The 25,176-nt window shown below is 73.6% G+C and carries 22 protein-coding genes; 11 read left to right on the top strand and 11 right to left on the bottom strand.

Going from position 1 to position 25,176, the window contains the following annotated elements; translation table 11 throughout:
• Both ACQP0T_RS14710 and ACQP0T_RS14705 read left to right on the top strand, forming a co-directional pair.
• Positions 1 to 762, top strand: coding sequence for an IclR family transcriptional regulator (locus tag ACQP0T_RS14710; protein WP_433868577.1), 762 nt, complete (start codon positions 1 to 3; stop codon positions 760 to 762).
• Positions 763 to 821: 59 nt separating this feature from the next.
• Positions 822 to 1,565: a GAF domain-containing protein gene (locus tag ACQP0T_RS14705; protein WP_345366071.1), complete on the top strand. Its 744-nt coding sequence runs from the start codon at positions 822 to 824 to the stop codon at positions 1,563 to 1,565.
• On the opposite strand, the gene ACQP0T_RS14700 is transcribed toward ACQP0T_RS14705, so the two are convergent.
• Both ACQP0T_RS14700 and ACQP0T_RS14695 read right to left on the bottom strand, forming a co-directional pair.
• Positions 1,566 to 1,994, bottom strand: coding sequence for a universal stress protein (locus tag ACQP0T_RS14700; protein ID WP_345366073.1), 429 nt, complete (start codon positions 1,992 to 1,994; stop codon positions 1,566 to 1,568).
• Positions 1,991 to 2,863 carry an SDR family NAD(P)-dependent oxidoreductase gene (locus tag ACQP0T_RS14695; RefSeq protein ID WP_433868576.1) on the bottom strand — a complete coding sequence of 291 codons (873 nt, stop codon included), beginning with the start codon at positions 2,861 to 2,863 and terminating at the stop codon, positions 1,991 to 1,993. Before ACQP0T_RS14695 ends, ACQP0T_RS14700 begins: the two co-directional genes overlap by 4 nt.
• A gap of 294 nt (positions 2,864 to 3,157) precedes the next feature.
• Between ACQP0T_RS14695 and ACQP0T_RS14690 the strand changes: the two genes are divergently transcribed.
• Positions 3,158 to 4,324, top strand: a complete 1,167-nt coding sequence (locus ACQP0T_RS14690) for a S8 family peptidase (RefSeq protein ID WP_433868575.1) — start codon at positions 3,158 to 3,160, stop codon at positions 4,322 to 4,324.
• Positions 4,325 to 4,357: 33 nt separating this feature from the next.
• On the opposite strand, the gene ACQP0T_RS14685 is transcribed toward ACQP0T_RS14690, so the two are convergent.
• The 5 genes from ACQP0T_RS14685 to selA form a co-directional block, all read right to left on the bottom strand.
• Positions 4,358 to 4,678 carry a hypothetical protein gene (locus ACQP0T_RS14685; RefSeq protein ID WP_345366079.1) on the bottom strand — a complete coding sequence of 107 codons (321 nt, stop codon included), beginning with the start codon at positions 4,676 to 4,678 and terminating at the stop codon, positions 4,358 to 4,360.
• Positions 4,679 to 4,759: 81 nt separating this feature from the next.
• Positions 4,760 to 5,731 carry a phytoene/squalene synthase family protein gene (locus ACQP0T_RS14680; protein WP_433868574.1) on the bottom strand — a complete coding sequence of 324 codons (972 nt, stop codon included), beginning with the start codon at positions 5,729 to 5,731 and terminating at the stop codon, positions 4,760 to 4,762.
• A gap of 246 nt (positions 5,732 to 5,977) precedes the next feature.
• The gene (locus ACQP0T_RS14675; RefSeq protein ID WP_433868573.1) at positions 5,978 to 6,928 is read right to left on the bottom strand and encodes a Ku protein; all 951 of its coding nucleotides are present in this window, start codon (positions 6,926 to 6,928) and stop codon (positions 5,978 to 5,980) included.
• A gap of 83 nt (positions 6,929 to 7,011) precedes the next feature.
• Entirely contained in the window at positions 7,012 to 8,748 is a 1,737-nt protein-coding gene (gene selB, locus ACQP0T_RS14670) for a selenocysteine-specific translation elongation factor (protein ID WP_433868572.1), read from the bottom strand.
• Positions 8,748 to 10,037 carry an L-seryl-tRNA(Sec) selenium transferase gene (gene selA / locus ACQP0T_RS14665; RefSeq protein WP_433868570.1) on the bottom strand — a complete coding sequence of 430 codons (1,290 nt, stop codon included), beginning with the start codon at positions 10,035 to 10,037 and terminating at the stop codon, positions 8,748 to 8,750. The genes selB and selA overlap by 1 nt, the downstream gene beginning before the upstream one ends.
• Positions 10,038 to 10,126: 89 nt before the next feature.
• On the opposite strand from selA, the gene ACQP0T_RS14660 reads away from it, so the two are divergent.
• Positions 10,127 to 11,050: an alpha/beta fold hydrolase gene (locus ACQP0T_RS14660; RefSeq protein ID WP_433868569.1), complete on the top strand. Its 924-nt coding sequence runs from the start codon at positions 10,127 to 10,129 to the stop codon at positions 11,048 to 11,050.
• 19 nt (positions 11,051 to 11,069) lie between these two features.
• Here the strand turns inward: ACQP0T_RS14660 and ACQP0T_RS14655 are convergent, their stop codons facing one another.
• On the bottom strand, positions 11,070 to 12,602 hold the full coding sequence (locus ACQP0T_RS14655; RefSeq protein WP_433868568.1) for a PucR family transcriptional regulator: 1,533 nt from the start codon (positions 12,600 to 12,602) through the stop codon (positions 11,070 to 11,072).
• 323 nt (positions 12,603 to 12,925) lie between these two features.
• On the opposite strand from ACQP0T_RS14655, the gene ACQP0T_RS14650 reads away from it, so the two are divergent.
• Complete coding sequence (locus tag ACQP0T_RS14650; RefSeq protein ID WP_433868567.1) at positions 12,926 to 13,393, top strand: GreA/GreB family elongation factor; 468 nt, start codon at positions 12,926 to 12,928, stop codon at positions 13,391 to 13,393.
• Positions 13,394 to 13,565: 172 nt separating this feature from the next.
• Positions 13,566 to 13,754: a hypothetical protein gene (locus tag ACQP0T_RS14645; protein WP_433868566.1), complete on the top strand. Its 189-nt coding sequence runs from the start codon at positions 13,566 to 13,568 to the stop codon at positions 13,752 to 13,754.
• Positions 13,755 to 13,757: 3 nt separating this feature from the next.
• Here ACQP0T_RS14645 and ACQP0T_RS14640 read toward each other — a convergent pair whose 3' ends face one another.
• Entirely contained in the window at positions 13,758 to 14,399 is a 642-nt protein-coding gene (locus ACQP0T_RS14640) for a TetR/AcrR family transcriptional regulator (RefSeq protein ID WP_433868565.1), read from the bottom strand.
• A 123-nt stretch (positions 14,400 to 14,522) separates the two neighbouring features.
• On the opposite strand from ACQP0T_RS14640, the gene ACQP0T_RS14635 reads away from it, so the two are divergent.
• The 4 genes from ACQP0T_RS14635 to nrfD all read left to right on the top strand — a co-directional run bounded on the left by ACQP0T_RS14635 (position 14,523) and on the right by nrfD (position 21,258).
• A complete protein-coding gene (locus ACQP0T_RS14635; RefSeq protein WP_433868564.1) occupies positions 14,523 to 16,109 on the top strand; it encodes an MFS transporter in 1,587 nt (528 codons plus the stop codon).
• 72 nt (positions 16,110 to 16,181) lie between these two features.
• Entirely contained in the window at positions 16,182 to 19,472 is a 3,291-nt protein-coding gene (fdh, locus tag ACQP0T_RS14630; RefSeq protein WP_433868563.1) for a formate dehydrogenase, read from the top strand.
• Positions 19,469 to 20,356: a 4Fe-4S dicluster domain-containing protein gene (locus tag ACQP0T_RS14625; protein WP_433868562.1), complete on the top strand. Its 888-nt coding sequence runs from the start codon at positions 19,469 to 19,471 to the stop codon at positions 20,354 to 20,356. The genes fdh and ACQP0T_RS14625 overlap by 4 nt, the downstream gene beginning before the upstream one ends.
• A 14-nt stretch (positions 20,357 to 20,370) precedes the next feature.
• Positions 20,371 to 21,258: an NrfD/PsrC family molybdoenzyme membrane anchor subunit gene (nrfD, locus tag ACQP0T_RS14620; protein WP_433873722.1), complete on the top strand. Its 888-nt coding sequence runs from the start codon at positions 20,371 to 20,373 to the stop codon at positions 21,256 to 21,258.
• Between the two features lie 290 nt (positions 21,259 to 21,548).
• Here nrfD and ACQP0T_RS14615 read toward each other — a convergent pair whose 3' ends face one another.
• Entirely contained in the window at positions 21,549 to 22,439 is an 891-nt protein-coding gene (locus tag ACQP0T_RS14615) for an NmrA family NAD(P)-binding protein (RefSeq protein WP_433868561.1), read from the bottom strand.
• A gap of 261 nt (positions 22,440 to 22,700) precedes the next feature.
• On the bottom strand, positions 22,701 to 23,573 hold the full coding sequence (locus ACQP0T_RS14610; protein WP_433868560.1) for a helix-turn-helix domain-containing protein: 873 nt from the start codon (positions 23,571 to 23,573) through the stop codon (positions 22,701 to 22,703).
• A gap of 612 nt (positions 23,574 to 24,185) precedes the next feature.
• Between ACQP0T_RS14610 and ACQP0T_RS14605 the strand changes: the two genes are divergently transcribed.
• Entirely contained in the window at positions 24,186 to 24,824 is a 639-nt protein-coding gene (locus tag ACQP0T_RS14605) for a transglycosylase family protein (RefSeq protein WP_433868559.1), read from the top strand.
• The last annotated feature ends 352 nt before the right edge of the window (positions 24,825 to 25,176 follow it).

Raw genomic sequence — 25,176 nt, 5'->3', positions numbered from 1 at the left:
GTGGCACGAGCGGTTCCGGCGGTGGAACGGGCCTTCGACGTCCTGGAGCTGTTCCTCGACGTCCCCGAGCTCAGCGCCCCCGAGATCACCGCGAAGCTCGGGTTGCCCCGCACCACCGTCCACGAGCTGGTCGGCACCCTCGCCGAGCGCGGCTACCTGACCACCTCCGGCGGCAACCGCTTCCGGCTCGGGGTCCGCAGCTTCCAGCTCGGTGCGGTCTACGCCGAGCGGCTCGACCTGGCCAGGGAGGGCCAGGCGGTCGCCGAGGAGATCGCCGAGCGCTGCCAGGAGACGGTGCACGTCGGGGTGCGCGAGGGCGCCGGGGTGCTCTACGTGGCGAAGGTGGACAGCAGCCACCCGGTGCGGATGGTCTCGGCGGTGGGCCGGTTGCTGCCCGCGCACTGCACCGCCATCGGCAAGGTGCTGCTCGCCGCGCTGCCCCGCGCCGAGTTCGACGAGGTCTACCCCGAACCGGAGCTGCCCGCGATGACGGCGGGCAGCATCACCAGCCGCGCGGCGCTGCTGGACGAGCTGGCGGCGATCGCCGACGGGGGAGTGGCGCGCGAGCACTGCGAGTCCAACGACGCCGTGGCCTGCGTGGCCGCCCCGGTGCGCGATCACAGCGGCGCGGTGGTCGCCGCGATGAGCATCTCCGCGCCCATCCTGCGGTGGAACGACGAGGTGGAGCAGGCGCTGCGGGAACTGGTCGCCGAGGGCGCCCAGCGGCTGTCCGAGCGCCTCGGTTCCGCGCCCGCGGCCTGAGCAGCCGAGGTTGGCCCGCCGCGGAGCCCGGGTAACCCCGGCCCGGGAGGCGGTAGTCGATGGCCGAAGTGCCGGAGCAGCAGGACGAGCAGTGGTTCCTCGACCGGTTCGGTGGTGGTGGTCCCGGTGCGGGCGGCGCCGGTTCCGCGCTGCTGCGCGACGTCGCGGCGGTCCGGGCGGAGCTGTACCGCGCACCGGACGCCGCGGGCGTGCTCGACCGGGTGGCCGCCGCGGCGGTGGCGGCGTTGCCGGGCGCGGGGTGGGCCAGCATCACGATCCGGGACCTCGGCGGGGAACTGCACACCCCCGCCTACACCGACCCGAGCGCACTGGTGGTCGACGACCTCCAGGAGGACAGCGGGGAAGGGCCGTTCGAGGAGGCGACCGCGGCCGCGGGCACCGGGATGTCGGGCAGCCCGGACCTCGCCCGGGAACCGCTGTGGCCGCGGTTCGGCCCGCAGGCGGCCGGGTACGGCATCCGGGCGGTGCTGGCCACCGGGATCTTCCCGCCGCACAACCGGCCCGCCGCGCTGAGCGTGTGCGCCACCGAGCCGCGCGGGCTGGCGGCCCTGGACCCGGACGTGGCGGTGCTGCTGGCCGGGTTCGCGCTGCCCGCGGTGGAACGGGCGGCCGGCCCCGCCGTCGACGACCTGCGCGCCACCGCGCTGCTGCCGCCGGTGGACGACGACGAGATCCTCGGCGGTGCGACCGCCGCTCTGGTGGACAAGCGCGGCCTCAGCATCGCGGAGTGCTACCCGGTGCTGCGCCGGGCGGCCCGCGAGCTCACCTCGGTGGCCGGCTGATCAGGCCCGGATGATCACCACCGGGCAGGTGGCGTGCTGGGCGACCCGCTGGCTCACCGAACCCAGCACCGCGCCGTAGAAGCTCCCGTGTCCGCGGCTGCCGACCACCAGCAGTTCCGCCCCGTCCGAGGCGTCGATGAGGATCTGGGCGGCGTCGCCATGCCTGAGCTCGCGCTCGATGCTGTCCCGCGCGCCGCGCTCGTCCTCGACCGCCTCGACGGTGTCCTCCAGGGACTTGGCCGCCGCCTTCTCGAAGTCGTCCGGCGGCATCGGGCCGCCCTCCCAGCTGTAGAACGCCGGGTATTCCCAGGAACCGATGGCGTGGACGGCGGCGCCGGACAGCGCGCCCTGCCCCGCGGCCCACCGCAGCGCCGCGCGCGACGAGTCCGACCCGTCGACGCCGACGACGATCCTGCGCCCTTCGGTCATCGCGATCCTCCTTCCACTGTGGTCGTGACCGTGCCGGGACCGACCGCCTCGGCCACCAGCTCGTCGGAGAGCTCGCGCAGCCGAGCGCGGGCGGCCGGGTCGAAGGCCTGGTCCAGCGGGCGGGACTCCCGGGAACCGTGGAAGAAGCGGCCGGTCACGCCGTCGAAGGCGGGGTCGGTCACCAGCCGCAGGGCGGCGTCGGCGCCGTCGCGCACGGTGTTGACCGGGGTCACCCCGGCTTCGCGGACCATCGCGGTGTTCATGTACGTCGCCGGGTGCAGCGCGTTGGCCTCGACGCCGCGGCCGCGCCACCGCTCGGCGAGGTCGAAGGTGAACATGATCTGGGCGAGCTTGCTCTGCGCGTAGGCCCGGGTGCCGGTGTAGTCCGATTCGACCAGCGGGTCGGCGAAGTCGATGGTCCGCTGCCCGGCGGAGGCGATGCTGAGCACCCGGGCGGGCGCGGAATCGAGCAGCAGCGGCTCCAGCGCGGTGATCAGCCGGTAGCCGGCCAGGTAGTTCACCGCGAAGCGCAGCTCGATCCCGTCCCGGCTGACCTGGCGCGCGCCCTCCGGGCCACCGATGCCGATCCCGGCGTTGTTCACCAGCGCGTCCAGCCGGGGGCAACGGGACCGGACGTCCTCGGCGAGCCGGTCCACCTCGTGCAGCGCGGCGAGGTCGGCGACCAGCATCTCGACCCGGTCGTTGCCGGTGCCGCCGGTGATCTCCGAGCGGGCCTGCTCGACCCGCACCGCGTCGCGGCCGTGCAGCAGCACCCGGCGCCCGGTTCCGGCCAGCAGCTCGGCGAGGACGCGCCCGAGGCCGTTGGTCGCGCCGGTGATCAGAACCGTCTGCTCGTGGGGAGTGCGCACGGGCCGCTCCGGTCGTCGTCGGGATGGGCGGTCCTCCCCAGTGTGCGTACCGGAGGCCGCCGCTGTCATCCGCGGCGGCGTGTCGGGGCGGAAGTCGCCCGACCTGGCGACCCGCGCGCCCGGAATCTGAGGGGGAACCTGAGGTCCATTGTGTACTGATCATGGCAGCGGGGGGAATTCGTCGACCCGTCCGGGTATTCATTCGGTGATGTGCTTGTCACCGAGTGTGACTCGGGGCTACATCTGGGATTCGTGTGACGGAAGACGACGTGCCAACCGAAGGAGTCGAGCGACATGACGACCAGTGGTGATGGCTCCACCGCACGCTACTTGGTGCTGCTGGAGGACGACGCGACCATCGTCGGTACCCGCGAGTTGCACCGGCTCACCGGCATCCGGTGCGCCGACACCGCCGACGCCTCCGGTGCCGGACCGGCCGAGCTGTTCCGGGACGCGGGCGGCATCGTGCTGCACGACCTCGGCGTCGCCCTGATCTCGGCGGCCCCGGACCAGGCGAGCGCGCTGCAGAGCGCCCTCGGCGGGCCGATCGCCGCGTTCGAGCAGGAGCGCACCGTGCACGCGATCGGTGAGGCCGGTGCCGCCGCCCCGCCGGAGGGCGAGCACACCTGGGGCCTGCGCGCGGTGGGTGCCGACCGGGCGCAGCAGACCGGCGCCGGGGTCCGGGTGGCGGTGCTCGACACCGGCATGGACCTCAAGCACCCGGACTTCGCCCAGCGCGACATCGTGACCGGGACGTTCGTGGACGGCCAGGACGTGCAGGACGGCCACGGCCACGGCACCCACGTGATCGGCACCGCCTGCGGCCCGCGGACCTCCGACGCCGGACCCGGCTACGGCGTCGCCTCCGAGGCCAGCATCTACGCGGGCAAGGTGCTCGGCGACAACGGCTCGGGCACCGACAGCGGCATCCTGTCGGGCATCCAGTGGGCGATCTCCAACGGCTGCGCGGTCGTGTCGATGTCGCTCGGCGCGGCCACCCAGCCGGGCCAGCCGTACTCGCAGGCGTTCGAGCGGGTCGCCCGCCGGGCCATGGAGCGCGGCACGCTGATCATCGCGGCGGCGGGCAACGAGAGCCAGCGCTCGACGGGCGTCATCGCCCCGGTCGGGCACCCGGCGAACTGCCCGTCGATCATGGCGATCGGCGCGATCGACCAGCAGGACCAGATCGCGGACTTCTCCTCGGGCACGGTCGACCAGATCGGTCAGGTCGACCTGGTCGGCCCCGGGGTGGACGTCTACTCCAGCTGGCCGGGCGCCGAGCGCTACCGCAAGATCAGCGGGACCAGCATGGCCACGCCGCACGTCGCCGGGCTCGCCGCGCTGCACGCGCAGCAGCACAAGGAGCGGGCGTGGGGCCTGTGGGCGCGCCTGTCGCAGGTCGCGCGCCGGATGCCGCTGCCGTCCACCGACGTGGGGGCGGGGCTGGGCCAGGTGCCCTGACCCGCGCGCGGAGGGCGATCGGGGCCGGCCGGGTCATTCGCCTTCCTCGATCGCCTGCGCGGCGACCCTGGTGGACAGGCCGAGGTCCTCGGCGGCGGCCGCGGCCTGGTCCAGGGCGACCTGGGTCGCCGAGGGCTCGGCCACGCTGGTGGATTCGTAGCGGGCGGCCAGCGTGTCGAGCTGCCGGGCCAGCCGGGCGCCCGCGGCGGTGAGGGCGAGCAGGGCCTGCCGGGCCGCTTCCTTGTCCGCGGCCGAACTCACCCGCCGCCGGGCGCGCTGCTCGATCTCCCGCCCAGCGCGGGAGATCGACTCGGCGGTGTCGCCGACGTCGCCCCACGATGCGCTGCTGTCCATCTCACCTACTCCCGTCGCCGCCCGGACGCGGCCCGGGCGACTCTCGGGCTACCCGGCGACCGAGGTCGACACACCCGGGCCTCAGCGGCCCAGGAGGGCGCGGGCGCGGACCCCGGTGACCGCCGCGGCCGCGGCCAGCGCCACCCCGGCGCGGCGCCGCCGCGGCACCGACACGCGGCGTCCGAACACCGCGTAGCCGGATTCCACGACGCGGTCGAGGATCTCGCCGTAGAGCGTGTGCGCGGTGGCCACGCAGGGCCGCGATTCCGGGGCGAGCAGCTCGATCCCGGGCCGGGCGGCCCGGTAATCGGCCCGCACCCGCGCGACCTGCTCGGACAGCGCCCGGCGGACCCGCCGGTCGGGACGGCCGGTGCGACGGCACCACTGGAGCCGGTCGCGGTCCACGCCGTGCACGGCGAGCTCGTCGGCGGGCAGGTAGACCCGTCCCCGGTCGAGGTCCTCGCCGACGTCGCGGATGAAGTTGGTCAGCTGGAAGGCGCGGCCCAGCGCCGCCGCGTAGGGCGCTGCCTCGGCCGGGCGGGACACCGTGCCCAGCACCGGCAGCACCTGCAACCCGATCACCGCCGCCGACCCGTGCACGTAGGCGTCCAGCGCGGCGCGGTCGGGGTACTCCCGGACCGACAGGTCCATCCGCATCGAAGTCAGGAAGTGGTCGAACAGCGCCGGGTCGATGGCGTAGCGGCGGGTCGTGTCGACCAGCGCCGCGACCACCGGGTCGGTGCTGCCGCCGTCGCGCAGGCCCGCGCGGAGCACGGATTCCAGGCGGTCCAGCTCGGCGTCGCGCTGCTCCGGCGATCGCCGCCGGTCGTGGTCGTCGACCACGTCGTCGACCCAGCGGGCGAAACCGTACAGCGCGTGCACCGCGGGCCGCTGCCGGGCGGTGAGCATCCGGGTGGCCAGGAAGTAGGTGCGGCCGTGGAGCGCGTTGAGCCGCCTGCAGCGCAGGTAGGCGGCGCGCAGCCGGGCGTCCCGGACGCCCGCCGCGTCCAGTTCGCGCCGGGAGTTCGCCGACGGACGGGGACCTGGACGCATACCGGAATCTCAGCACACGGCACTGGGCCGGGCGCGCACGGTCGCGGCCGCAGGTGAACCCGATCACGAGGAGCGCGGAAGGTGACCGACGACACCGTTGTCCCGCGGATCGCTGACTGTTGAACGATTCACCGATATGCTCGCCGGGTCACCGCGCACACCCCCTCGTGCGGTGTCCTGATGCCCAGGGCCTGAACCCCCAGCAGGCCCTGGGCATCCCCGCCCGGCGAATTCAGGAAACCCGGCTCAGGAAGCCCGGCGGGCGCGCCCGCCGCTCGCCTCGGCCACCGCCGCCTCCAGCTCGTCGCGCTTCATCTTGGACCGGCCCCGGACGCCGAGCTCCCGGGCGCGGTCGTCGAGCTCGCCCTTGGTCAGCTCCGCCAGTTCCGACCGCCGGCTCGACCGCGAGCCGCCGCGGGACGACCGCGCCTGGTCGACGCTGCGCCGCAGCGCTTCGGTGAGGTCGATGACGTCGGTGGCCTCCGGCGGCGGTTCGGCCGCCTCCGGCACCGCTCCTTCGGCCTTCTCGGCCAGCAGCCGCTCGACCTCGGCGGTGTAGGTGTCGGCGTACTCCTCGGGTTCCCACGCGCCGCTCATCGACTCGATGATCGTGGTCGCCATCTGGAGCTCCTTGCCCGCCGGCTCGGCCTGCGCGGCGTCGGTGTCCAGGATGTCGGCGGGATCGCGGATCTCGTCGGCGAAGAACAGGGTGTTGAGCGCCAGGGCGGTGTCGTCGGCGCGCACCGCGGTGAGGTACTGCTTGCCGCGCAGCACGAACCGCGCGATGCCCGCCTGGTTGGTCTCCTGCATCGCCTGGCGGAGCAGGTTGTAGGGCCGGAAGTTGTCCTTCTTGTTCGGCGCCAGCCAGTAGGTCTTCTGGAAGAACACCGGGTCGATCTCGTCGAGGTCGACGAAGGTGGTGATGTCGATGGTGCGGGACCGCCCCGGCGCGATCTCCTCCAGCTCCGAGGGCTCCACGGTGATCACCGCACCACCGATCTCGCGGCCCTTGACGATGTCGTTGTAGTCGACCTCATCGCCGGTCCGCTCGTTCACCCGCCGGTAGCGCACCCGGTCCGCGGTGCCCCGCTGGTACTGGTGGAACGCGATCGTGTGGTCCTCGGTCGCGGCGTAGAGCCCGACCGGGATGGTGACGAGGCCGAAGTTGATCGAACCCGTCCAGATCTTGCGCGGCATCGCTGCCTCCCTCCGCCCGGCGCACGCCTGCCGAGGTCTCCACCATGCGGTGACCGCCGCGTGATCGCCAGATCCGCCGAGGCTCAGCCGGTGACCAGGCAGTGCCCGCCGTCGGGGGTGCGCTTGGTGCGCCCGCGCGCGGCCAGCAGCTCCAGCAGCGGCACCGCCACCCGCCGGGAGGTGCCCAGCGCCTGCCGCGCCTGGCTGAGGGTGAACGGTTCGGGCAGCTCCGCCAGCCGCTGCACGGCGGCGTCCAGGGCGTCGGGCAGCAGCACCAGTCCGGGGGCGAGCCGCACCAGCGCGCCGGTGCGCTCGGCGGCGGCGAGTTCGCGCTCGCCGAGGCCGAGGGCGTGCAGCCGGTCGGCGGTCGGGGCCTGGAACGGCTGCTCGGCGAGGTCGGCGCGGATCGCCTCCACCGCCGTGCGCACCCCCTCCGGCAACCGGTCGGACGACCCGATCCGCCCCTCCCGCGGCGTCAGCCCGGCGGCCCGGGCCACCGCCTCGAACAGCGCGGCGTCGGGCAGGCCGAGCGCGCGGCGGGCGGCCTCGGCGGGCATCCCGTCGTCGAGCGGGTGGGCGCGCTGGTGCTCGCGGACCAGGTCGGGCAGCCGGGCGGCGAGCTCGTCCCGGCGGCGGTCGTCGAGCAGCCAGGGGCCGGCCGACGGCGGTGCGGCGCCCATCCCGCGCAGCTCGTCGACGTGCACCAAGCCGCGGCGGCGCAGTTCCGCGGCCGCGTCGGGACGGCCGGTCAGCCCGGCCAGCTCCGCGGCCCGCGACCGGGCCGCCCCGCGGCGGGTCAGCGCGGGCGGCCGCACGTCGAGCACCACGAGCCCGCCCGCGATCCGGTGCGCCCCGGGATCGCGCAGCAGCGCCCGGTCCCCGATGCGCAGCGGCAGCGGCGAGGAGGTGGTGAGCCGGGCGGTGTCCGCGCCCAGCGGCCGGACCCGCACCGGCACCGCGGCGGCGCCGACGTGCAGCACCGGCTCGCGCGGCAGCGCCGCGGCATCCGGCACCCGGGCGTCGAATTCGGTGACGTCGAGCCACCGGCCGGGCGCGAGCAGCGCATCGCCCCGGCGGACCTGGTCCAGGTCCGCGCCGCGCAGGTTGACCGCCACCCGGGCCACGCCGGTGACCTCCGCCGCCTCGGCGCCCAGCGCCTGCAGCCCGCGGACCACGACGTCCCGGCCCGCCGGGTGCAGCCGGAGCCGCTGGCCGACCCGCAGCCGTCCGGCGGCCAGCGTGCCGGTCACCACCGTCCCGGCGCCCCGGATGGTGAACGCCCGGTCCACCCACAGCCGGGGATCGGCCTCCGGGTCCGGTTCGGGCAGCCCGCCGACCAGGTCGGCCAGCGCGGTGCGCAACCGGTCCAGGCCCGCGCCGGTGGTGGCGCTGACCGGTACCGCGGGCACGTCGGCCAGCGCCGTGCCGTCGAGCCGTTCGCGGGCCTGGGCGAGCGCGTCGGCGGGATCGGCGAGGTCGCAGCGGGTCACGGCGAGGACCCCGTGCCGCACGCCCAGCGCGTCGAGCGCGTCGAGGTGCTCGGTGGACTGCTCCTGCCAGCCCTCGTCCGCGGCGACCGCGAGCAGCGCGGCGGGCACCGGGCCGATCCCGGCGAGCATGTTCGGGACGAACCGCCCGTGCCCGGGGACGTCGACGAAGGCGACCCGCTCGGCATCGAGATCGGTCCAGGCGAAGCCGAGGTCGATGGTCAGCCCCCGGCGGCGTTCCTCGGCCCAGCGGTCCGGTTCCATCCCGGTGAGCGCGCGGATCAGCGTCGACTTGCCGTGGTCGACGTGCCCGGCGGTGGCGATCACGTGCATCAGCGGACTCCCAGCACGGTGCGGCGGAGGAGGTCGTCGTCGTCCGGGGCGAGCGCGGCGAGGTCGAGCAGGCAGCGCCCCTGCTCCAGCCGGGCGAGCACCGGCGGTTCCCCGGTGCGCAGCGGCGCGGCGTAGTGCTCGGGCAGTTCGACGGCGGCGCTGGGCAGCTCGACGCCCGGTGCGCCACCGCCGCCGACGGTCGCCGCCGAGTCCCGCGCGGTGGCGGGGACACCGGCCGCGGCCAGCGCGTCGGCCAGCCGGTCGGCGCGGAGGCGCAGCTGCTCCGGGTCCTGCCGCAGCGCACGCTCGACCGGCGTGCGCGGGCCGCGCAGGGTGGCTTCCAGCGCGGCCAGCGTCAGCTTGTCCACCCGCAGCGCGCGGGCCAGCGGATGCCGCCGCAGCCGCTGGACGATCTCCTCGCGGCCCAGCAGCAGCCCCGCCTGCGGTCCGCCGAGGAGTTTGTCCCCGCTGGCGATGACCAGGTCGGCGCCGTCGGTGAGGCTGGTGCTGGCGTCCGGCTCGCGCGGCAGCACCGGGTGCGGGTGCAGCAGGCCGGAGCCGATGTCGGCGACCACCGGCACGTCGAGCCCGCGCAGCGCCGCGACCGGGACGTCGGCGGTGAAGCCGCTGATCACGAAGTTCGACGGGTGGACCTTCAGGATGAAACCGGTGTCCGGTCCCAGCGCCGCCCGGTAGTCGTCGAGCCGCACCCGGTTGGTGGTGCCGACCTCCCGCAACCGGGCGCCGGTGGCGGTGAGCAGCTCGGGGATGCGGAACCCGTCGCCGATCTCGACCATCTCGCCGCGGGCCAGCACGATCTCGCGGTCCTGGGCGAGCGCGGTGGCGGCCAGCGACAGCGCGGCCGCCCCGTTGTTCACCACGTGCGCGGCTCCGGCCGCGGGCACCTCCTCGGTGAGCGCGCGCAGCACCGACGCGCCCCGGGGCCCGCGCCTGCCGGTGCGCAGGTCGAGCTCCACGTCGGTGGTGCCCGCGGCGTGGCGCAGCGCGTCGACCGCGGCCTCGGACAGCGGCGCGCGGCCGAGGTTGGTGTGCAGCAGCACGCCGGTCGCGTTGAGCACCCGGCGCACCGCGCTGGCCGAGGCGGGCAGCCCGGCCAGCGTCCGCTCGACCACCTCGCCGGGGGCGATCTCGTCGTCGCGGGCGCTGCGCTGGGCCTCGTGCACCGCGCGCTTGACCAGGTCGGCGCCGAGCCGGGCCACTTCCCGGGCCACCTCGGGCTCGCTCAGCACCCGGTCGGTCCCCGGGATCTGCCGTCGGGTGTCCACCATGCCGCGCACTCTAGAGGGCGGCGCCGCACCGGGCTGATCAGCCCGCGACCTTGCCAATGGCCGTTGACAACGTTGGTTATGCTCCGATCATGCCGCCTACGTCGGAGCCGCAGCCCACGGAGCCGCAGCACTGGGTCGACACCGCGGACGGGCTGCGGCTGCCGGTCTGGGAGCGCGGCGACCCCGCCGCGCCGACGGTGCTGCTGGTGCACGGCTATCCCGACGACCACGCGGTGTGGGACGGGGTCGCCGACGTGCTCGCCGAGCGCTTCCACGTGGTCGCCCACGACGTGCGCGGCGCCGGGCGGGCCGGAGTCCCGGCGCGGCGCTCCGGCTTCCGCCTCGACCGGCTCGCCGAGGACCTGCGCCGGGTGGCCGACGCCGTCGCCCCGGGGAGTCCGGTGCACCTGGTCGCGCACGACTGGGGGGCGATCCAGACCTGGCACGCGGTGACCGATCCCCGCGCCGACGACCGGTTCGCCTCGTTCACCTCGATCTCGGGTCCCTGCCTGGACCACGCGGGCCGGTGGATCCGGGACAAGCTCCGCCGTCCGACCCCGGCCGGGCTGCGCGCGCTGCTCACCCAGCTCGTCCGCTCCGGCTACATCGGTTTCTTCCAGCTCCCGGCGTTGCCCGAGCTGGCCTGGCGCTCCGGGGCGCTGCCCCGGCTGCTCCGCGCGCTGGAACGGCCGGACCGGCGCGCCGCGGCGCGCCCCACCCGGCCCGCGCTCGCCGACGGGGTGCGCGGCCTGGCGCTGTACCGGGAGAACATCCGGCCCCGGTCGGGTGCCCGGCGGCCCCGCCGCACCGGGCTGCCGGTGCAGGTCCTCGCCCCGGCCGGCGACCCGTTCGTCTCCGCGCCCGTGCAGACCGAGATCGAGCCGTGGGTGCCGGACCTGCGCATCTCCCGGGTGCCCGGCGGCCACTGGCTGCCCCGCAGCCGCCCGGCGCTGGTCGCCGAGCACGCCGCCGACCTCATCGACCACGTCGAGAACCACCGCCCGGCCAAGTGAGCCAGGGCGGCTCGGCCGATCAGCCCGGGCCGTCTTCGACGGCCAGCGAGATGAGCATGGCCAGGCGCTTGTCCGGGTCGTCGAGCGGGAGCTCGGTGATCTGATGCATCCGCCGCATGCGGTAGCGCACGGTGTTCGGGTGCACGTCGAGCAGGCCCGCGGTGGTCGGCAGGTCCCCGTGGGCCTGCAGCCAGGCGCGCAGGGTGGGCAGGTACTGGGTGGCGTAGGCCGCGTCGTGGTGGGCGAGGTCGGTGAGCGGGCCCCGGGAGGGGGTCCGACCCGATGCGGCCGCGCGGCGCAACCGCTGCAGCAGCACCTGGTCCCAGGATTCGTCGTAGCTGATCGGCGGGCCCGCGTGCCTGCTCGCGTGCAGTGCGAGGCACTCGTCGGCTTCGCTCCTGCTCGCGGGCAACTGGTCGGGCGTGGCCGGAGCACCGATCCCCGCCACCGTCGTGAGGTGGCCGGGGAGGTGGGCGGTGACGTCGTGGAGCCAGTCCCGCGCCGGCCGGGGGTCCTCACCGCACGGCAGGATCGTGTACACCGTGCTGCCGAACAGCGCGCTGCGGCTCAGGCGCGACCAGCCGAACCCGGTGGTGGCGCGTTCGAAGGCGAGCAGGGCGGCGGCGTGCTGATCACCGTCGGCGTGGGCCTGCAGGGCGATCACGCGGTACCGGCTCTGCGCCAGCCCCAGCTTCCCGAGCGTCGCGGCGGAGCCGGGCCCGGCCTCCAGCAGCCGGATGACCAATTCCGATTCGACGTGGCGCTCCAGGTCGGCGCTGACCCGGGAGCGCAGCAGGTGCAGGGCCACCGTGCGCGCGCTGTCCTGCAAGATGCCGGCGCGGTGCCGCGGCAGCGGGGTGTCGCAGGTCGCCCACAGCGAACCCAGCAGCTCCCGACCCGCGCGAACGGCCACGACGGTGCGCCCGCGCAGTCCGTGCTCCGGTGAGGGCGCGACGAACAACGGCTCGTCGGATTCGGCGAGGTGGGCGAACACGCCGCGCCGGGTGAACAGCGCCCGGATCTCCTCGGGCACCGACCGCGCGAGGATCGTGCTGTGCCGCACCTCGTCGACATCGTGCTGCCGGCTGGAGTAGGCGACCACCCGCGACCGGCGGTCCTCGATCGTCACCGGCGCCTCGGTGGCGGCGGCCACGGCATCGGCGAGGGCGAACAGGTCGCTCGGGCCGCGCCCGGATTCGGTCTCCCGGCCCTCGAACACCAGCCCGTACACCAGCTCCGCGAGCAAGCTCCACGACAGGGCGCGGTCGGCGGCCAGCACGGCGACCCCCTCGCTGCGCTCGGCGGCCGACCGGACCTCCTCGGCGGCGTCGGCGTGCACCAGGACCGCGACCGCTTCGGCGGCGGCGGCCAGCTCCACGGCGCGGACGGCCGTGGCGACACCGACGGCCAGGAACACATCACCCCGCGTCGGCGTGGCCTCGATCGGATCGTGCATGGCGACGCTGCGCAGCTCGGCATCGCGTCCGGCGGCGACGACGAGCTCGACGCCGTACCCGCCCAGCACGGTGACCAACCTGTCGAGCTTGATCACGCGCCTTCCCCTTCACCGCCCGATTCCGACGGTCCGGACTGTACGCAAGCCCGTCCCCGCGCTCCCCGGCCCTCCGCCGCCGCCCCGCCGCGAGGACCGAGGGGCGCGGGGATTGGCGGGAGCGAACAAATCGGGCCGCCGCGATTGTCCGACATCGATAACCGCTCGTGGCGCCGGAGTGGTCATCATCGGGTGGTGGGGTGCGTGCCGGATCGCGGAGGCCGGTCATGCCCCCGGAATCCAGTTCCCACGAGGACGCCGGTCCGCTCCGCGAGCGAGCGGGAGCTCCGCCCCGGCGCGCACCCACCAGGCAGGACGTCGCCATGAACACCTCTCAGCCGGTCTGGCTCACCCCCAGCGCTTGTGAGCGCCTGCGAGCGGAGCTGGCCGAGCTGCGCGGCGATCCCGGCGCCGGCGCGGACGGCTCGGACACCGCGGTCGCCGATCCGGAGCACTTCGCCGATCACGCTCGCCGACGTGCCCGGATCCAGCAGATCCAGGACCTGCTCGGCCGCGCCGTCATCGGGGAGGCCCCACCCGACGACGGGGTCGCCGAGCCGGGCATGGTCCTCACCGTCCGGTTCGACGGCGACGGTGACACCGACACGTTCCTGCTCGGCACCCGGTCCGGCAACGATCCGGACGGGGTGGAGGTCTGCTCCCCGGAATCACCGCTGGGCGCCGCGTTGCTGGGGGCGCGGCAAGGGGACCGGCGCAGCTACCTGGGTCCCGATGAGCGGCCGGTGCAGGTGACCCTGCTCCGGGCCGTGCCGTACGACCAGCACGGCTGACGGTGCCCGCGCGGAGCGGGGCCCCGAGCGGTGCGCGCGCCGCCGGACGCGGCGGCGGCGTCCGGCGGACCAGGTCCACGTCCCGCCACCGGAGGCGGTGCGGGACCAGCCGAGCCGGCCGGAACGCCCGGTCGGGAGAACACCGTTGTGCGATTCCACGGCGAGGACGCAGATGAACGCGACGCATTCCCTTCGATTCGCGACGCCCGCGATGCTGTTCCTCGGCGGCGCGGGCGTGCTCCTGGGCGACCTGCTGTTCGGCCGAGGTGGTGGCTACGTCTGGGACGAGCTCGGGGTCGGCATGCTCCTCTTCGCCCTGGTGGCGGTGAGCTACGAGCTCGACAAGCGCCGCCGCCGGTAGGCGTTACCGGGTCTGCTCGGCGAACTCGACGAGCCCGCCGCCGGTCTCGGCCAGCAGCGCCACGAAGATCGCCCGCAGCGGCCGGTCGTCGGTGCGCACCAGCCAGGAGTGGACCGCCGCGCCGAAGCAGGCCATGAGCGTCATCGTCCACGCCGCGGCCCGCGGGTCGTCGGTGCCGGTGCCGAGGCGTTCGGCGACGACCTCGGCGATGTCCTGGACCCAGCGCTGCTTGAGCAGCTGGAGCTCGTAGTCGCAGCCCGACTCCAGGTTGTCCAGCAGCCGCGCCCGCATCAGGTGCTGGGCCCGGTCCGGTTCCATCCGGTCGGCGGCGTCGAGCATCGCGGTGGCCACCGCCCGCAGCGGCGGGACCCCGGCGGGCAGCTCGGCGATCACCTCGCGCATCCGCTCGGCCTCGTGGGCCGGGTCGCCGAACAGCACCGCGTCCTTGCTGGGGAAGTGGCGGAAGAACGTGCGCGGCGCGATGTCGGCGGCCTCGGCGATCTGCTCCACCGTGGTCGCCCCGAAACCCTGCGCGGTGAACAGCTCCAGCGCGGCCGCCTCGATCGCCGCCCGGGTGCGCTGCCTGCGCCGATGCCTGCGGTCGGGTTCGGCGGATGCGGGGCGTTGCGGCGGGGCGGCGGTCATGACGCCAGGTTTCCCCGGTCCCGGGCCCCGGTCAAGCGTGACTGCCGTCATGACTGACAATTGTCAGGACTGACATAACCTGGTCGCGACGATCGTCGAACCGAGGAAGCTGGAGGCGGCCACGTGCCGAGCGGAGTGAACGCACCCGAGCAGTTGACGCCGGGGGAGCAGGCGGCCCTCGACGAGGGCATCGAGCCGGGGGTCTACCGGCGGCGGTGGACGACGCTGCTGGTGCTGTGCCTGGCCCTGTCCGCGACGATGCTGGCCAACACGTCGCTGGGCGTGGCGCTGCCCTTCCTCGCGGTCGACCTCGGCGCCTCGATGTCCGAGCAGCAGTGGTTCAACAACGCCTACGCCCTGGTGTTCGCCGGGCTGCTGTTCACCACCTCGGCGATCGCCGACCGCTACGGCCGCAAGGCGATGCTGCAGGCCGGGATGGTGCTGTTCGGCATCGTGTCGGCGTACGTGTGGCTGTTCGTCGGTTCCAGCGCCGAACTGATCGTCGCGCGCGGCCTGCTCGGCCTCGGTGCCGCGATGATCATGCCGGTCACGCTGTCCATCCTGACCAGCGTGTTCCCCAGCTCCGAGCGCACCAAGGCGGTGAGCCTGTGGGCGGCGGTCTCCGGCGGCGGCACCGCGCTCGGCCCGGTGCTCGCCGGGCTGCTGCTGGAGGTGGCGAGCTGGCACTCCGTGTTCGTGATCAACATCCCGGTGGTGGTCGTCGGCGTGCTCGCCGCCATCCGCTACGTCCCCGCCCACCACGGCCGCCGCGACGAGACGCTGGGCGGCATCGACCTCGGCGGGGCCGTGCTGTCCACCGCGGGCATCACGCTGGTGGTGTACGCGCTGATCGAGGCCCAGCACGTCGGCTGGACCGCGCCGCGCACCCTGCTGATGGTGGCGCTGGGCCTGGTGCTGGTGGCCGCGTTCGTGCTGTGGGAGCGGCGGGCCAAGAACCCGATGCTCGACGTCTCGCTGTTCACCAACCCGCGCTTCTCGGCCTCGGCGGTGGCGCTGACCCTGGTGTTCTTCGCGATGGTCGGGGTGTTCTTCGCGCTGAGCCAGACGCTGATCCTGGTTTTCGGCTACTCGCCGCTCAACGCCTCGGTGTCGATGTTGCCGATGACCGTGGTGATGGTCGCGATCGCCCCGCTGGTGCCCCGGCTGGTGGCCCGCTTCGGGCCCCGCAACACCATCTCGACCGGTCTGGTGCTGTCGGCCGCGGGAATGGCCGTGCTGAGCACGCTGACCGCCGACTCCGGCTACTGGCACCTGCTGGGCGGGCTGTCGCTGACCGCGCTGGGCATGTGCGTCGCGATGGCCCCGGCCACCGATCAGCTCATGGCCTCGGTGCCGAGGGAGCGCGCCGGGATGGGCTCGGCGACCAACGACGTCACCCGCGAGGTCGGCGCCTCGCTCGGCGTCGCGGTGCTGGGCAGCGTCGTGGGCAGCGCCTACGCCGGGCAGCTCGCCGACGCGGTGGCCGGACTGCCCGCCGAGGTGCGGGAGATCGTCACCGGGTCGCTGGCCGGCGGTGTGCAGGTCGCCACCCAGCTCGGCCAGGCGGGTCAGGCGCTGCTGACGGAGGTGACGACCGCCTGGATGGACGGCCTGCAGGTGGCGCACTGGGTCGGCGCCGGGCTGATCCTGCTCTCCGCCCTGATCGCGTGGACCTGGCTGCCCCGCAAGCAGGCGGAGGACCAGGGCTGAGCCGTTCGGGTTTGACGGCTGCGATCACCGGGTAGTGCCTGTACCGCGAACAGCGGTAGGGGAGGAGACCCGATGGTGGAGTGGTTGCGCTGGCCGGTGCTGCGGCAGCTCACCGGCTCGGACCCCCTCGGCCGGGGTGCGGCCGTGCGTTCCCGCAGCACCGACGCGCAGCGGGCCCGCACCGAGGACGCCGACGAGGTGGTGCGCTCGGTGTGCCCGTACTGCGCCGTCGGCTGCGGTCAGCGGGTCTACGTGCGCGACGGCGCCATCACCCAGATCGAGGGCGACCCGGACTCGCCGATCAGCCGGGGGCGGTTGTGCCCGAAGGGATCGGCGAGCCGGGAGCTGGTCACCTCGCCGCACCGGGAGTCCACGGTCCGCTACCGGCGCCCGCACGGCACCGAGTGGGAGGACCTCGACCTCGACACCGCGCTGGACATGATCGCCGACCGGGTGCTGGCCACCCGGGACGCCACCTGGGAGGACACCGACGCCGAGGGCAGGGACCTGCGGCGCACGATGGGCATCGCGAGCCTCGGAGGAGCGACCCTCGACAACGAGGAGAACTACCTCATGAAGAAGCTCTACACCGCCCTCGGCGCGGTCCAGGTGGAGAACCAGGCGCGCATTTGACACTCCTCCACGGTTCCCGGTCTGGGAACCTCCTTCGGGCGCGGCGGCGCCACGACCTTCCAGCAGGACCTCGCCGAATCGGACTGCATCGTCATCCAGGGGTCCAACATGGCCGAGGCCCACCCGGTCGGCTTCCAGTGGGTGATGGAGGCCAAGCGGCGCGGGGCGACGGTCATCCACGTCGACCCGCGGTTCACCCGCACCTCGGCGGTCGCCGACCAGCACGTCGCACTGCGCCCCGGCAGCGACATCGCGTTCCTCGGCGGCCTGATCCGCCACGTGCTGGCCCACGATGCCTACTTCCACGACTACGTGCTGGCCTACACCAACGCGGCGTTGATCATCGGCGAGGACTTCGAGGACACCGAGGACCTCGCCGGCGTGTTCTCCGGCTTCGACCCGGTGGAAGGCAGCTACGACACGACGAGCTGGCGCTACGAGAGCAGCAGTGCCGGCCCGGCGCCGCGTGAACCCCGGTCGGGAGGCGGTCCGTCGACCGCGCACGGGCGCGAGCGGCAGGCCAGCAGGCCGGAGCGGGCCGGGTCCGGCGGACCCGTGTACCACGGCGAGGCGGCGACCGATCCGACGCTGAGCCACCCGCGGTGCGTGTTCCAGCTCCTCAAGCGGCACTACGCCCGGTACACCCCGGAGATGGTGGAGCGCGTCTGCGGCGTCCCGCAGGCGGAGTTCCTCCGGGTCGCCGAGGCGCTGGTGGCCAACTCCGGCCCGGACCGCACGTCGGCGTTCGCCTACGCCGTCGGCTGGACACACCACACGGTCGGCGTCCAGTACATCCGGGCAGCGTCGATCCTCCAGCTGCTGCTGGGCAACATCGGCCGCCCCGGCGGCGGCATCCTCGCGCTGCGCGGGCACGCCAGCATCCAGGGCTCCACCGACATCCCGACGCTGTTCAACCTGCTGCCCGGCTACATCCCGATGCCGCACGCGCACACCGACACCGACGTCGACAGCTTCGTGTCCGACGACGAGGAGGCCCAGGGCTTCTGGGGCGACATGCGCGCCTACCTGGTCAGCCTGCTCAAGGCGTGGTGGGGCGAGCACGCCACGGCCGACAACGACTACTGCTTCGACCGGCTGCCGCGGCTGACCGGCGACCACGGCAACTTCCAGACCGTGTCCGACCAGATCGACGGCCTGGTCAAGGGCTACTTCGTGATCGGCGAGAACCCGGCGGTGGGCACCGCCAACTCCCGCCAGCAGCGGATGGGCCTGGCCGCCCTGGACTGGCTGGTGATCCGCGACCTCAACATGGTCGAGACCGCCACGTTCTGGAAGGACGGCCCGGAGGTCGAATCCGGCGAGATGTCCACCGAGGACATCGGCACCGAGGTGTTCTTCCTGCCCGCGGCCTCGCACACCGAGAAGGACGGCACGTTCACCAACACCCAGCGGCTGCTGCAGTGGCACCACAAGGCCGTCGAGCCGGCCGGGGACCGCCGCAGCGACCTGTGGTTCTACTACCACCTCGGCCGCCGGTTGCGGGCGAAGCTGGCCGCCCGCGGGGAGCTCGCCGAACGCGACCGGGCGCTGCTCGAACTGACCTGGGACTACCCGACCGAGGGCCCGCTGGACGAGCCGAGCGCCGCCGCGGTGCTGCGGGAGATCAACGGCACCGGCCCGGACGGCCGGCCGCTGTCGGCCTACACGGAGCTGGCCGCCGACGGCTCGACGAGCTGCGGGTGCTGGATCTACTGCGGGGTTTACGCCGAGGACGTCAACCAGTCCGCCCGCCGCCGCCCCGGCGGCGAGCAGAGCTGGGTGGCGCCGGAGTGGGGCTGGGCCTGGCCGGCCAACCGGCGCATCCTCTACAACCGGGCCTCGGCCGACCCGGAGGGCAGGCCGTGGAGCGAGCGCAAGGCCTACGTCTGGTGGGACGAGGACAGCGGGCGCTGGACCGGGCACGACGTCCCGGACTTCGAGGCCACCAAGCGCCCCGACCACGTCCCCGAACCGGGCGCGACCGGACCGGCGGGCCTGGCGGGCAACGATCCGTTCGTGATGCAGAGCGACGGGAAGGCGTGGCTCTACGTGCCTTCCGGCCTGGTCGACGGACCGCTGCCCGCGCACTACGAACCGCAGGAATCGCCGCTGGCCAACCAGCTCCACCCGACGCAGCAGCGCAACCCGGCGCGCCAGGTCAACTCGCGGCCGGAGAACCGCTACCAGCCCAGCGGTGACGAGCCGGGAGCCGGGGTCTTCCCGTACCTGTTCACCACGTTCCGGCTCACCGAGCACCACACGGCGGGCGGGATGAGCCGCTGGCTGGGGCACCTGTCGGAGCTGGCCCCGGCGATGTTCCTGGAGGTCTCGCCCGAGCTGGCCGCCGAGCGCGGGCTGTCCCACCTGGACTGGGCCACCGTGGTGACCGCGCGCAGCGCCATCGAGGGCCGGGTGCTGGTCACCTCGCGGATCCGCCCGCTGCGCCACGGCGACCGCACCGTGCACCAGATCGGCATCCCGTGGCACTGGGGCCCGAACGGGCTGACCACCGGCGACGCGGCCAACGAGCTGATCGGGGTCGCCCTGGACCCCAACGTGCACATCATGGAGACCAAGGCGGGCACCTGCGACCTGCGGCCCGGCCGCAGGCCGCGCGGGGCGGACCTGCTGCAGCTGGTCGAGCAGTACCGCCACCGGGCGGGCATCACCGAGCTGACCGGAACCGAGTTCGCCGATGACCCCCGGCGTTCGGGAGAGGAGGAGAAGTGACCGCCAACCGGCTCAGCGGGCCGCTGCCCGACCCGGCGGGGGAGGCGGGGTACCCGGCCGACCACCCGGAACGCGTCGGGTTCTTCACCGACACCAGCGTGTGCATCGGGTGCAAGGCCTGCGAGGTGGCCTGCAAGCAGTGGAACCTCCTCCCCGAGGACGGCCTCGACCTGACCGGGATGTCCTACGACAACACCGGCGAGCTCAGCGGCACGACGTGGCGGCACGTCGCCTTCATCGAGCAGCGGGTGCCCGCGGTCGACCTCGGGATGCCCTCGGTGGGGCCGCAGGACGAGCAGGAGCAGCCGCCCGAGGACCAGATCCGCTGGCTGATGTCCTCCGACGTCTGCAAGCACTGCACGCACGCGGCCTGCCTGGACGTGTGCCCGACCGGTGCGCTGTTCCGGTCCGAGCACGGCACCGTGGTCGTGCAGGACGACGTGTGCAACGGCTGCGGGTACTGCGTGCCCGCCTGCCCGTACGGGGTGATCGACAAGCGGCCGGACACCGGTGGGGTCGCCAAGTGCACGATGTGCCAGGACCGGCTGGGCGCCGACCTCGCCCCCGCCTGCGCCACGGCCTGCCCGACCGAGTCGATCCAGTACGGCCCGCTCGACGAGCTCCGCGAGCGCGCCGCCCAGCGCGTCGACGAGCTGCACGAGCGCGGGGTCACCAGCGCCCGGCTCTACGGGCACGAACCCGATGACGGCGTCGGTGGCGACGGGGCCTTCTTCCTGCTGCTCGACGAGCCGGAGGTCTACGGGCTGCCGCCCGACCCGGTGGTCACCACCCGGGACCTGCCCTCGATGTGGCGGCACGCGGCGGGCGCGGCGCTGGCCGGCGCGGCGCTGATCGCCGGGTGCTTCGCGGGGAGGACGCGGTGAAGGCGGAGCAGGGGATGGTGCCGGAGGCGGAGTTCCGGTCGTACTACGGCCGGCCGGTGATCAAGGAACCGGTCTGGAAGGTGCCGGACGTGCCCGCCTACCTCTACCTCGGCGGGCTGGCGGGCGCTTCGTCGACGATGGCGCTGCTGGCCGACGCGACCGGGCGGCCGGTGCTGACCCGCACCGGCCGGATCAGCGCCGCCGCCGGGGCGACCGCCAGCGTCGCGTTCCTGATCCACGACCTCGGCAGGCCCGCCCGCTTCCTCAACATGCTGCGGGTGTTCAAGCCGACCTCGCCGCTGAGCGTGGGGTCCTGGATCCTCGCGCCGTTCTCCGCGCTGGCCGGGGCCGGGGCGGCCAGCGACCTGACCGGCCTGCTGCCGGGGCTGGGACGGCTCAGCAGCTCGGTGGCGGGGGTGGTCGCGCCCGCCATGACGACCTACACCGCGGTGCTGCTGTCCGACACCGCCGTGCCGGGCTGGCACGAGCCGTTCCGGGAACTGCCCTACGTGTTCGCCGGGAGCGCCGTGGCCAGCGCTGGAGCGGTCGGGATGCTGGTCGCTCCGGCGCGGGAGGCGGCACCCGCGCGGCGGATGGCGGTGGCGGGCGCCGCGCTCGAACTGGCCGCGAGCCACCGGATGGAGCACCGCGACGAGGTGATCGGCGAGGTCTACCGCACCGGGCGCGCGGGGACGGTGCTGCGCGCGGCGAAGGCCCTGACCGTCGCGGGAGCGGTCGGCGCGGTGTTCGCCCGCCGCAGCCGGGTCGCCGCGGTGGCGGCCGGGGTGTGCCTGTCGGCGGCCGGAGCGGCGACCCGCTACGGCGTCTTCGAGGCGGGGCGCCAGTCGGCCCGCGACCCGCGCTACACCGTCGTGCCGCAACGCCGCCGCGCCGCGGTCTGAGGGCCGCGCCCGGCTCCGCGGGCGTTCGGACGCGGGACGCCAGCGGCTTTCCCGCTGCTCCTGCTGTCGGCGCACCCGCTCACGGCACGGACGAATAGCAGGTCCGGGTCGAGCTCCGCCCTCCTTGTTTCGTACGCACGATCACTTCAGTGTCGACCGAAATCCACAACTGATCAGGGGCGGGCGCCCGCGACGATTTCCAGGAGGCGCCCGCCCGGTTGGGCCCCCTCGGACGCTGGTCCTGCGGGGCTGCCGGTGGGAGGTCGATTCCAGCGTCTTCGCAGGACTGGTCAGGAGGCGTTGAGCGCGGGCACGAATTCGGTTCTGATGAAGGACTCCAGCGAGGTCGGGGTGGTCGTTTCCGGGGTTCGCGGCTGGGTCATGCGCAAGTGACCGGTGTTCACGGCGCGCGGGACTTCCGTCATCATCGCGGCGACGTTGTCCGACACGCCGGCTTCGCGCAGCTGCTCGTGGAACGCCTTCACGGTGCGGCGTTCGTAGGTCACGGGTGCGCCGATCGCTGTTGTGATCGCCTGCGCGACCTCGTGCATGGTCACGTCTCGTTCCCCTTGCAGTTCCCGGATCCGTGTACCGGTCTGCGGCCGTGCCAGTTCCTCGGCCGCGGCGATACCGACGTCGGTCGTGGTGACCAGCGGCAATGGCACGTCGGGGTCGAATGGCGCGATGATCCGGCGGTGGGTGCGCACGGAGTCGAGGTGATCGAAGAGGTTCTCCATGTAGTAGCCCGCGCGCAGCCACGTGATGTCGGCTCCGGGAGCGGTCGAGAGACGGTTCTCGAAGCGGTGCAGGCCGGCAACGGGGCCGGTGCCGCTGGGGTGTTGTGCTCCCCAGCTGCTGAGCGCTACGACACGAGGCACCCCGGTTCGGGTGACAGCGTCGGTGAGCGCGGCTGCCGCCTGGTCTTGGAAGGCGGCGAAGTCGGGGTGGTCGGGGATGTAGTTGGGTTGGATGACCAGGTAGGCGGCATCGGCCCCGCGCAGAGCGGTGGCCATCGCCGTCGGGTCGGACTGGTCGGCCTGATGGGTCTCGGCTCCGTCGTCGGCGAGACGCGCGAGGTTGCGCGGGTCGCGGCCGACCGCCCGCACGTGGTACCCGTGTTCCAGCAGGTGGGATGCTGCCGCGCGGCCGGTGCGGCCGCTGGCTCCGGTGATGACGTACATGCTTCTTCCTGTGTCAGTGTCGATTCCCGGCAACGGACGCGGCGATTGCGGAGATCTCGGCGAGAGCGTCCCGGGCAGAGGTTGAATCCGGTGGCTGCGAGGTTGCCTTCCAGGTAGCTACGCCGTTCGGTGCCGGGTAGGGCGACTCCACCTCGTCGTCGGCCCTGCCGTAGAAATCGCTCATCCCCGTGCAGCCCAGGCCCTGTTCCGGCACCGGCAGCGACCCCGGGTGCAGTCTCCCCGGCGAGGTTCGGGGAGACGTCATGATGTGCGCTCCTCTCGGGTGGTGAACGGGGGAGCCGACAACGTGGCGAGCGATCCGAGGCGAACCAGCGCTTCTTCGGTGATGTCGTCGGTGGGGTGGTAGGCCCAGATCTGGTGACCGTCGCTGTCGGGTAGCTCCAGCACGTGCTGGTTGAATGCGAGCGCGCCGACCAGCGGGTGCCGGAGCCGCTTGCGGTCGACGGCCTTCTCATGCACCTCGTGCTGCGCCCAGGCGGTGCTGAACACCGCGCTGGCCACGGCGAGCTCACCCACCAGCCGCTCCAACCGGCCCGAACCCGACTGGGAACCGGCGCTGGCGCGCAACGCCGCCACCATGCAGCGGGCCAGCTCGGGCCAATCGACGAAGAACTCCTGCGCCCCTGGCGACAAGAACACCATCCGTGCGTAGTTCTCCCGATGCTCCAACCCCTCGTGGAGCATGTCGCCCAACGCGTTGGCGGCCACGATGTTGAGCCAGCGGTCCACCAGGATCGCGGGGACGGTCAACGAGTCGAGCAGCGGCCGCACCGCTTCCAGCCGGCCCGGATCGAAAGCGACCCCTACCTCGGCCTCGTCGTCGGCCGTGGCGAGCTCACGCAGATACCGCGACGAGGCACGGTCCAGCAACAAGGCGGCCGACAGCCCGTCGGTCACCATGCGCGAAGGATGCCGCTCCCGGCCCTGCTCCAGCCGCACGTAGTAGTCCGTGCTGATCCCCGCCAGCATCGCGACCTCGTCGCGCCGCAGCCCCGCCACCCGCCGAGCCCCGCCCGGAACGAGGCCCTGCTGCTCCGGACGCACCTGCTGACGCCGCGCCCGCAGGAACACGCCCAGCGAGCTGTCCAGCGCCTTCGCCTCCCATGAGTCCATGGACCCACGGTAGGCAGCTCACCCTGATCCCGGGATAGGAGCACCACACCCACCTCGGCGACCAGGCAGCTCGTCCACTCGGCCAGGTCCGGAGCTGGAGAACAGGTGGGCCGAAGTGGGCGCCACCAACTCCCTCGTGATCGTCCATGGTTTCAGTGCTCAATAAAATCAATTCACGCAAAGCAGACGAGAAAGACCGCCGGGAAGCACCCGCAAAAGTCCGCCGTGGACGATCGCGAGCACTGATCGAGCACGGCGGGGGACGCTCCGTGCTCGCCCGCGGGGCGGGCCAGGTGGTCCAAGTCTCACGCTCAGTGATCATGGGTCCCGCGGTGGAGATCGGTGTAGCGATCCTCTGATCTGCGAAAACATCGACATCGCGCCGATCTTGGTGGTGTTTCTATGGCGAGTGCCACCGTCGCTCGATTTGGTTCCGGGGTTCGTCGCTACGTAGCGTCGCCCGGCGTCGGCCCCCCGAGCCGATGCACGCAAGACCCCTGGAAGACCGTCCGCCGATCCTGCCCCGCGGTCTTCCTTCCCCGAATCCCGAGGGGCAGGAGCACGGGAGCGGCGCCGCGCGCCGGACCGTGCCGGCGCAGCAGGAGGACCATCATGGCTAGCTCCCGAGGCAAGCACCGCAAGACCGGCCGCACCGCGGCCCGCGTGGCCGTCACCGGTGCGGTGATCGCCGCTCCGGTCGTCCTCGCCCTGCCCGCCAACGCCGCGTCGGAGTCCACCTGGGACGCCGTCGCGCAGTGCGAGAGCGGCGGCAACTGGCAGATCAACACCGGCAACGGGTACTCCGGTGGGCTCCAGTTCAGCCCCTCCACCTGGTCGGCCTACGGCGGTGACCAGTACGCCGCCAACGCCGCCGACGCCACCCGCGAGCAGCAGATCGCGGTCGCCGAGCGCGTCCTGCAGGGCCAGGGCCCCGGCGCCTGGCCGGTGTGCTCGCAGGAGGCGGGCCTCACCGCCGGCGGCGACCTTGCGCACCAGGACGTCTCCGCCGAGGCGCAGTCCTCCGGCGAGACCGGGTCGAGCCAGTCCTCGGAGACCAGCGGCTCCGACCGATCGCAGCAGGAGCAGCACACGTCGGCCGACGGCAGCAGCTACACCGTGCGCTCCGGCGACACGCTGGGCTCCATCGCCGCCCTGTACGGCGTGGACTGGCAGAAGCTGCACGAGCTCAACACCGGCGAGATCAGCGACCCGAACCTGATCTTCCCCGGGCAGGAGCTCGCCCTGCGGTGACTCACCCGGTCCGGGTGATCGGGTGAACCGCGCGGGGCCCCGCCTGCCTCTCTCCGGCGGGGCCCCGCGCGGCATCGTTTTCCCTCACTTCAGGCGCCGTCGCCGCACATCGCTGCGGACGTCCCAGATGGTCCAGCCGATCGCGCCGAGGACCAGGGCGGTCAGCACCACGAGCAGCAGGGCTTGGGTCACGGCGAACTCCCTCCGGATCGTCCGAAACGACGGGTGGACCGCACTTCCGACCCTACTGACGCGAAGGATGATCGCCGAGGGTGCTCTGCGCTTCCGACCTGAACGAGTGAGGTCGGGAGTGGACGGCCCTCCCGGTCAGGTCGAAGTTTTCCGTGCCGTG

The sequence above is a fragment of the Saccharopolyspora sp. CA-218241 genome (genome assembly GCF_050954615.1).
Taxonomy (GTDB): Bacteria; Actinomycetota; Actinomycetes; order Mycobacteriales; family Pseudonocardiaceae; genus Saccharopolyspora; species Saccharopolyspora cebuensis.
This window is presented reverse-complemented; position numbering and strand designations above follow the sequence as displayed.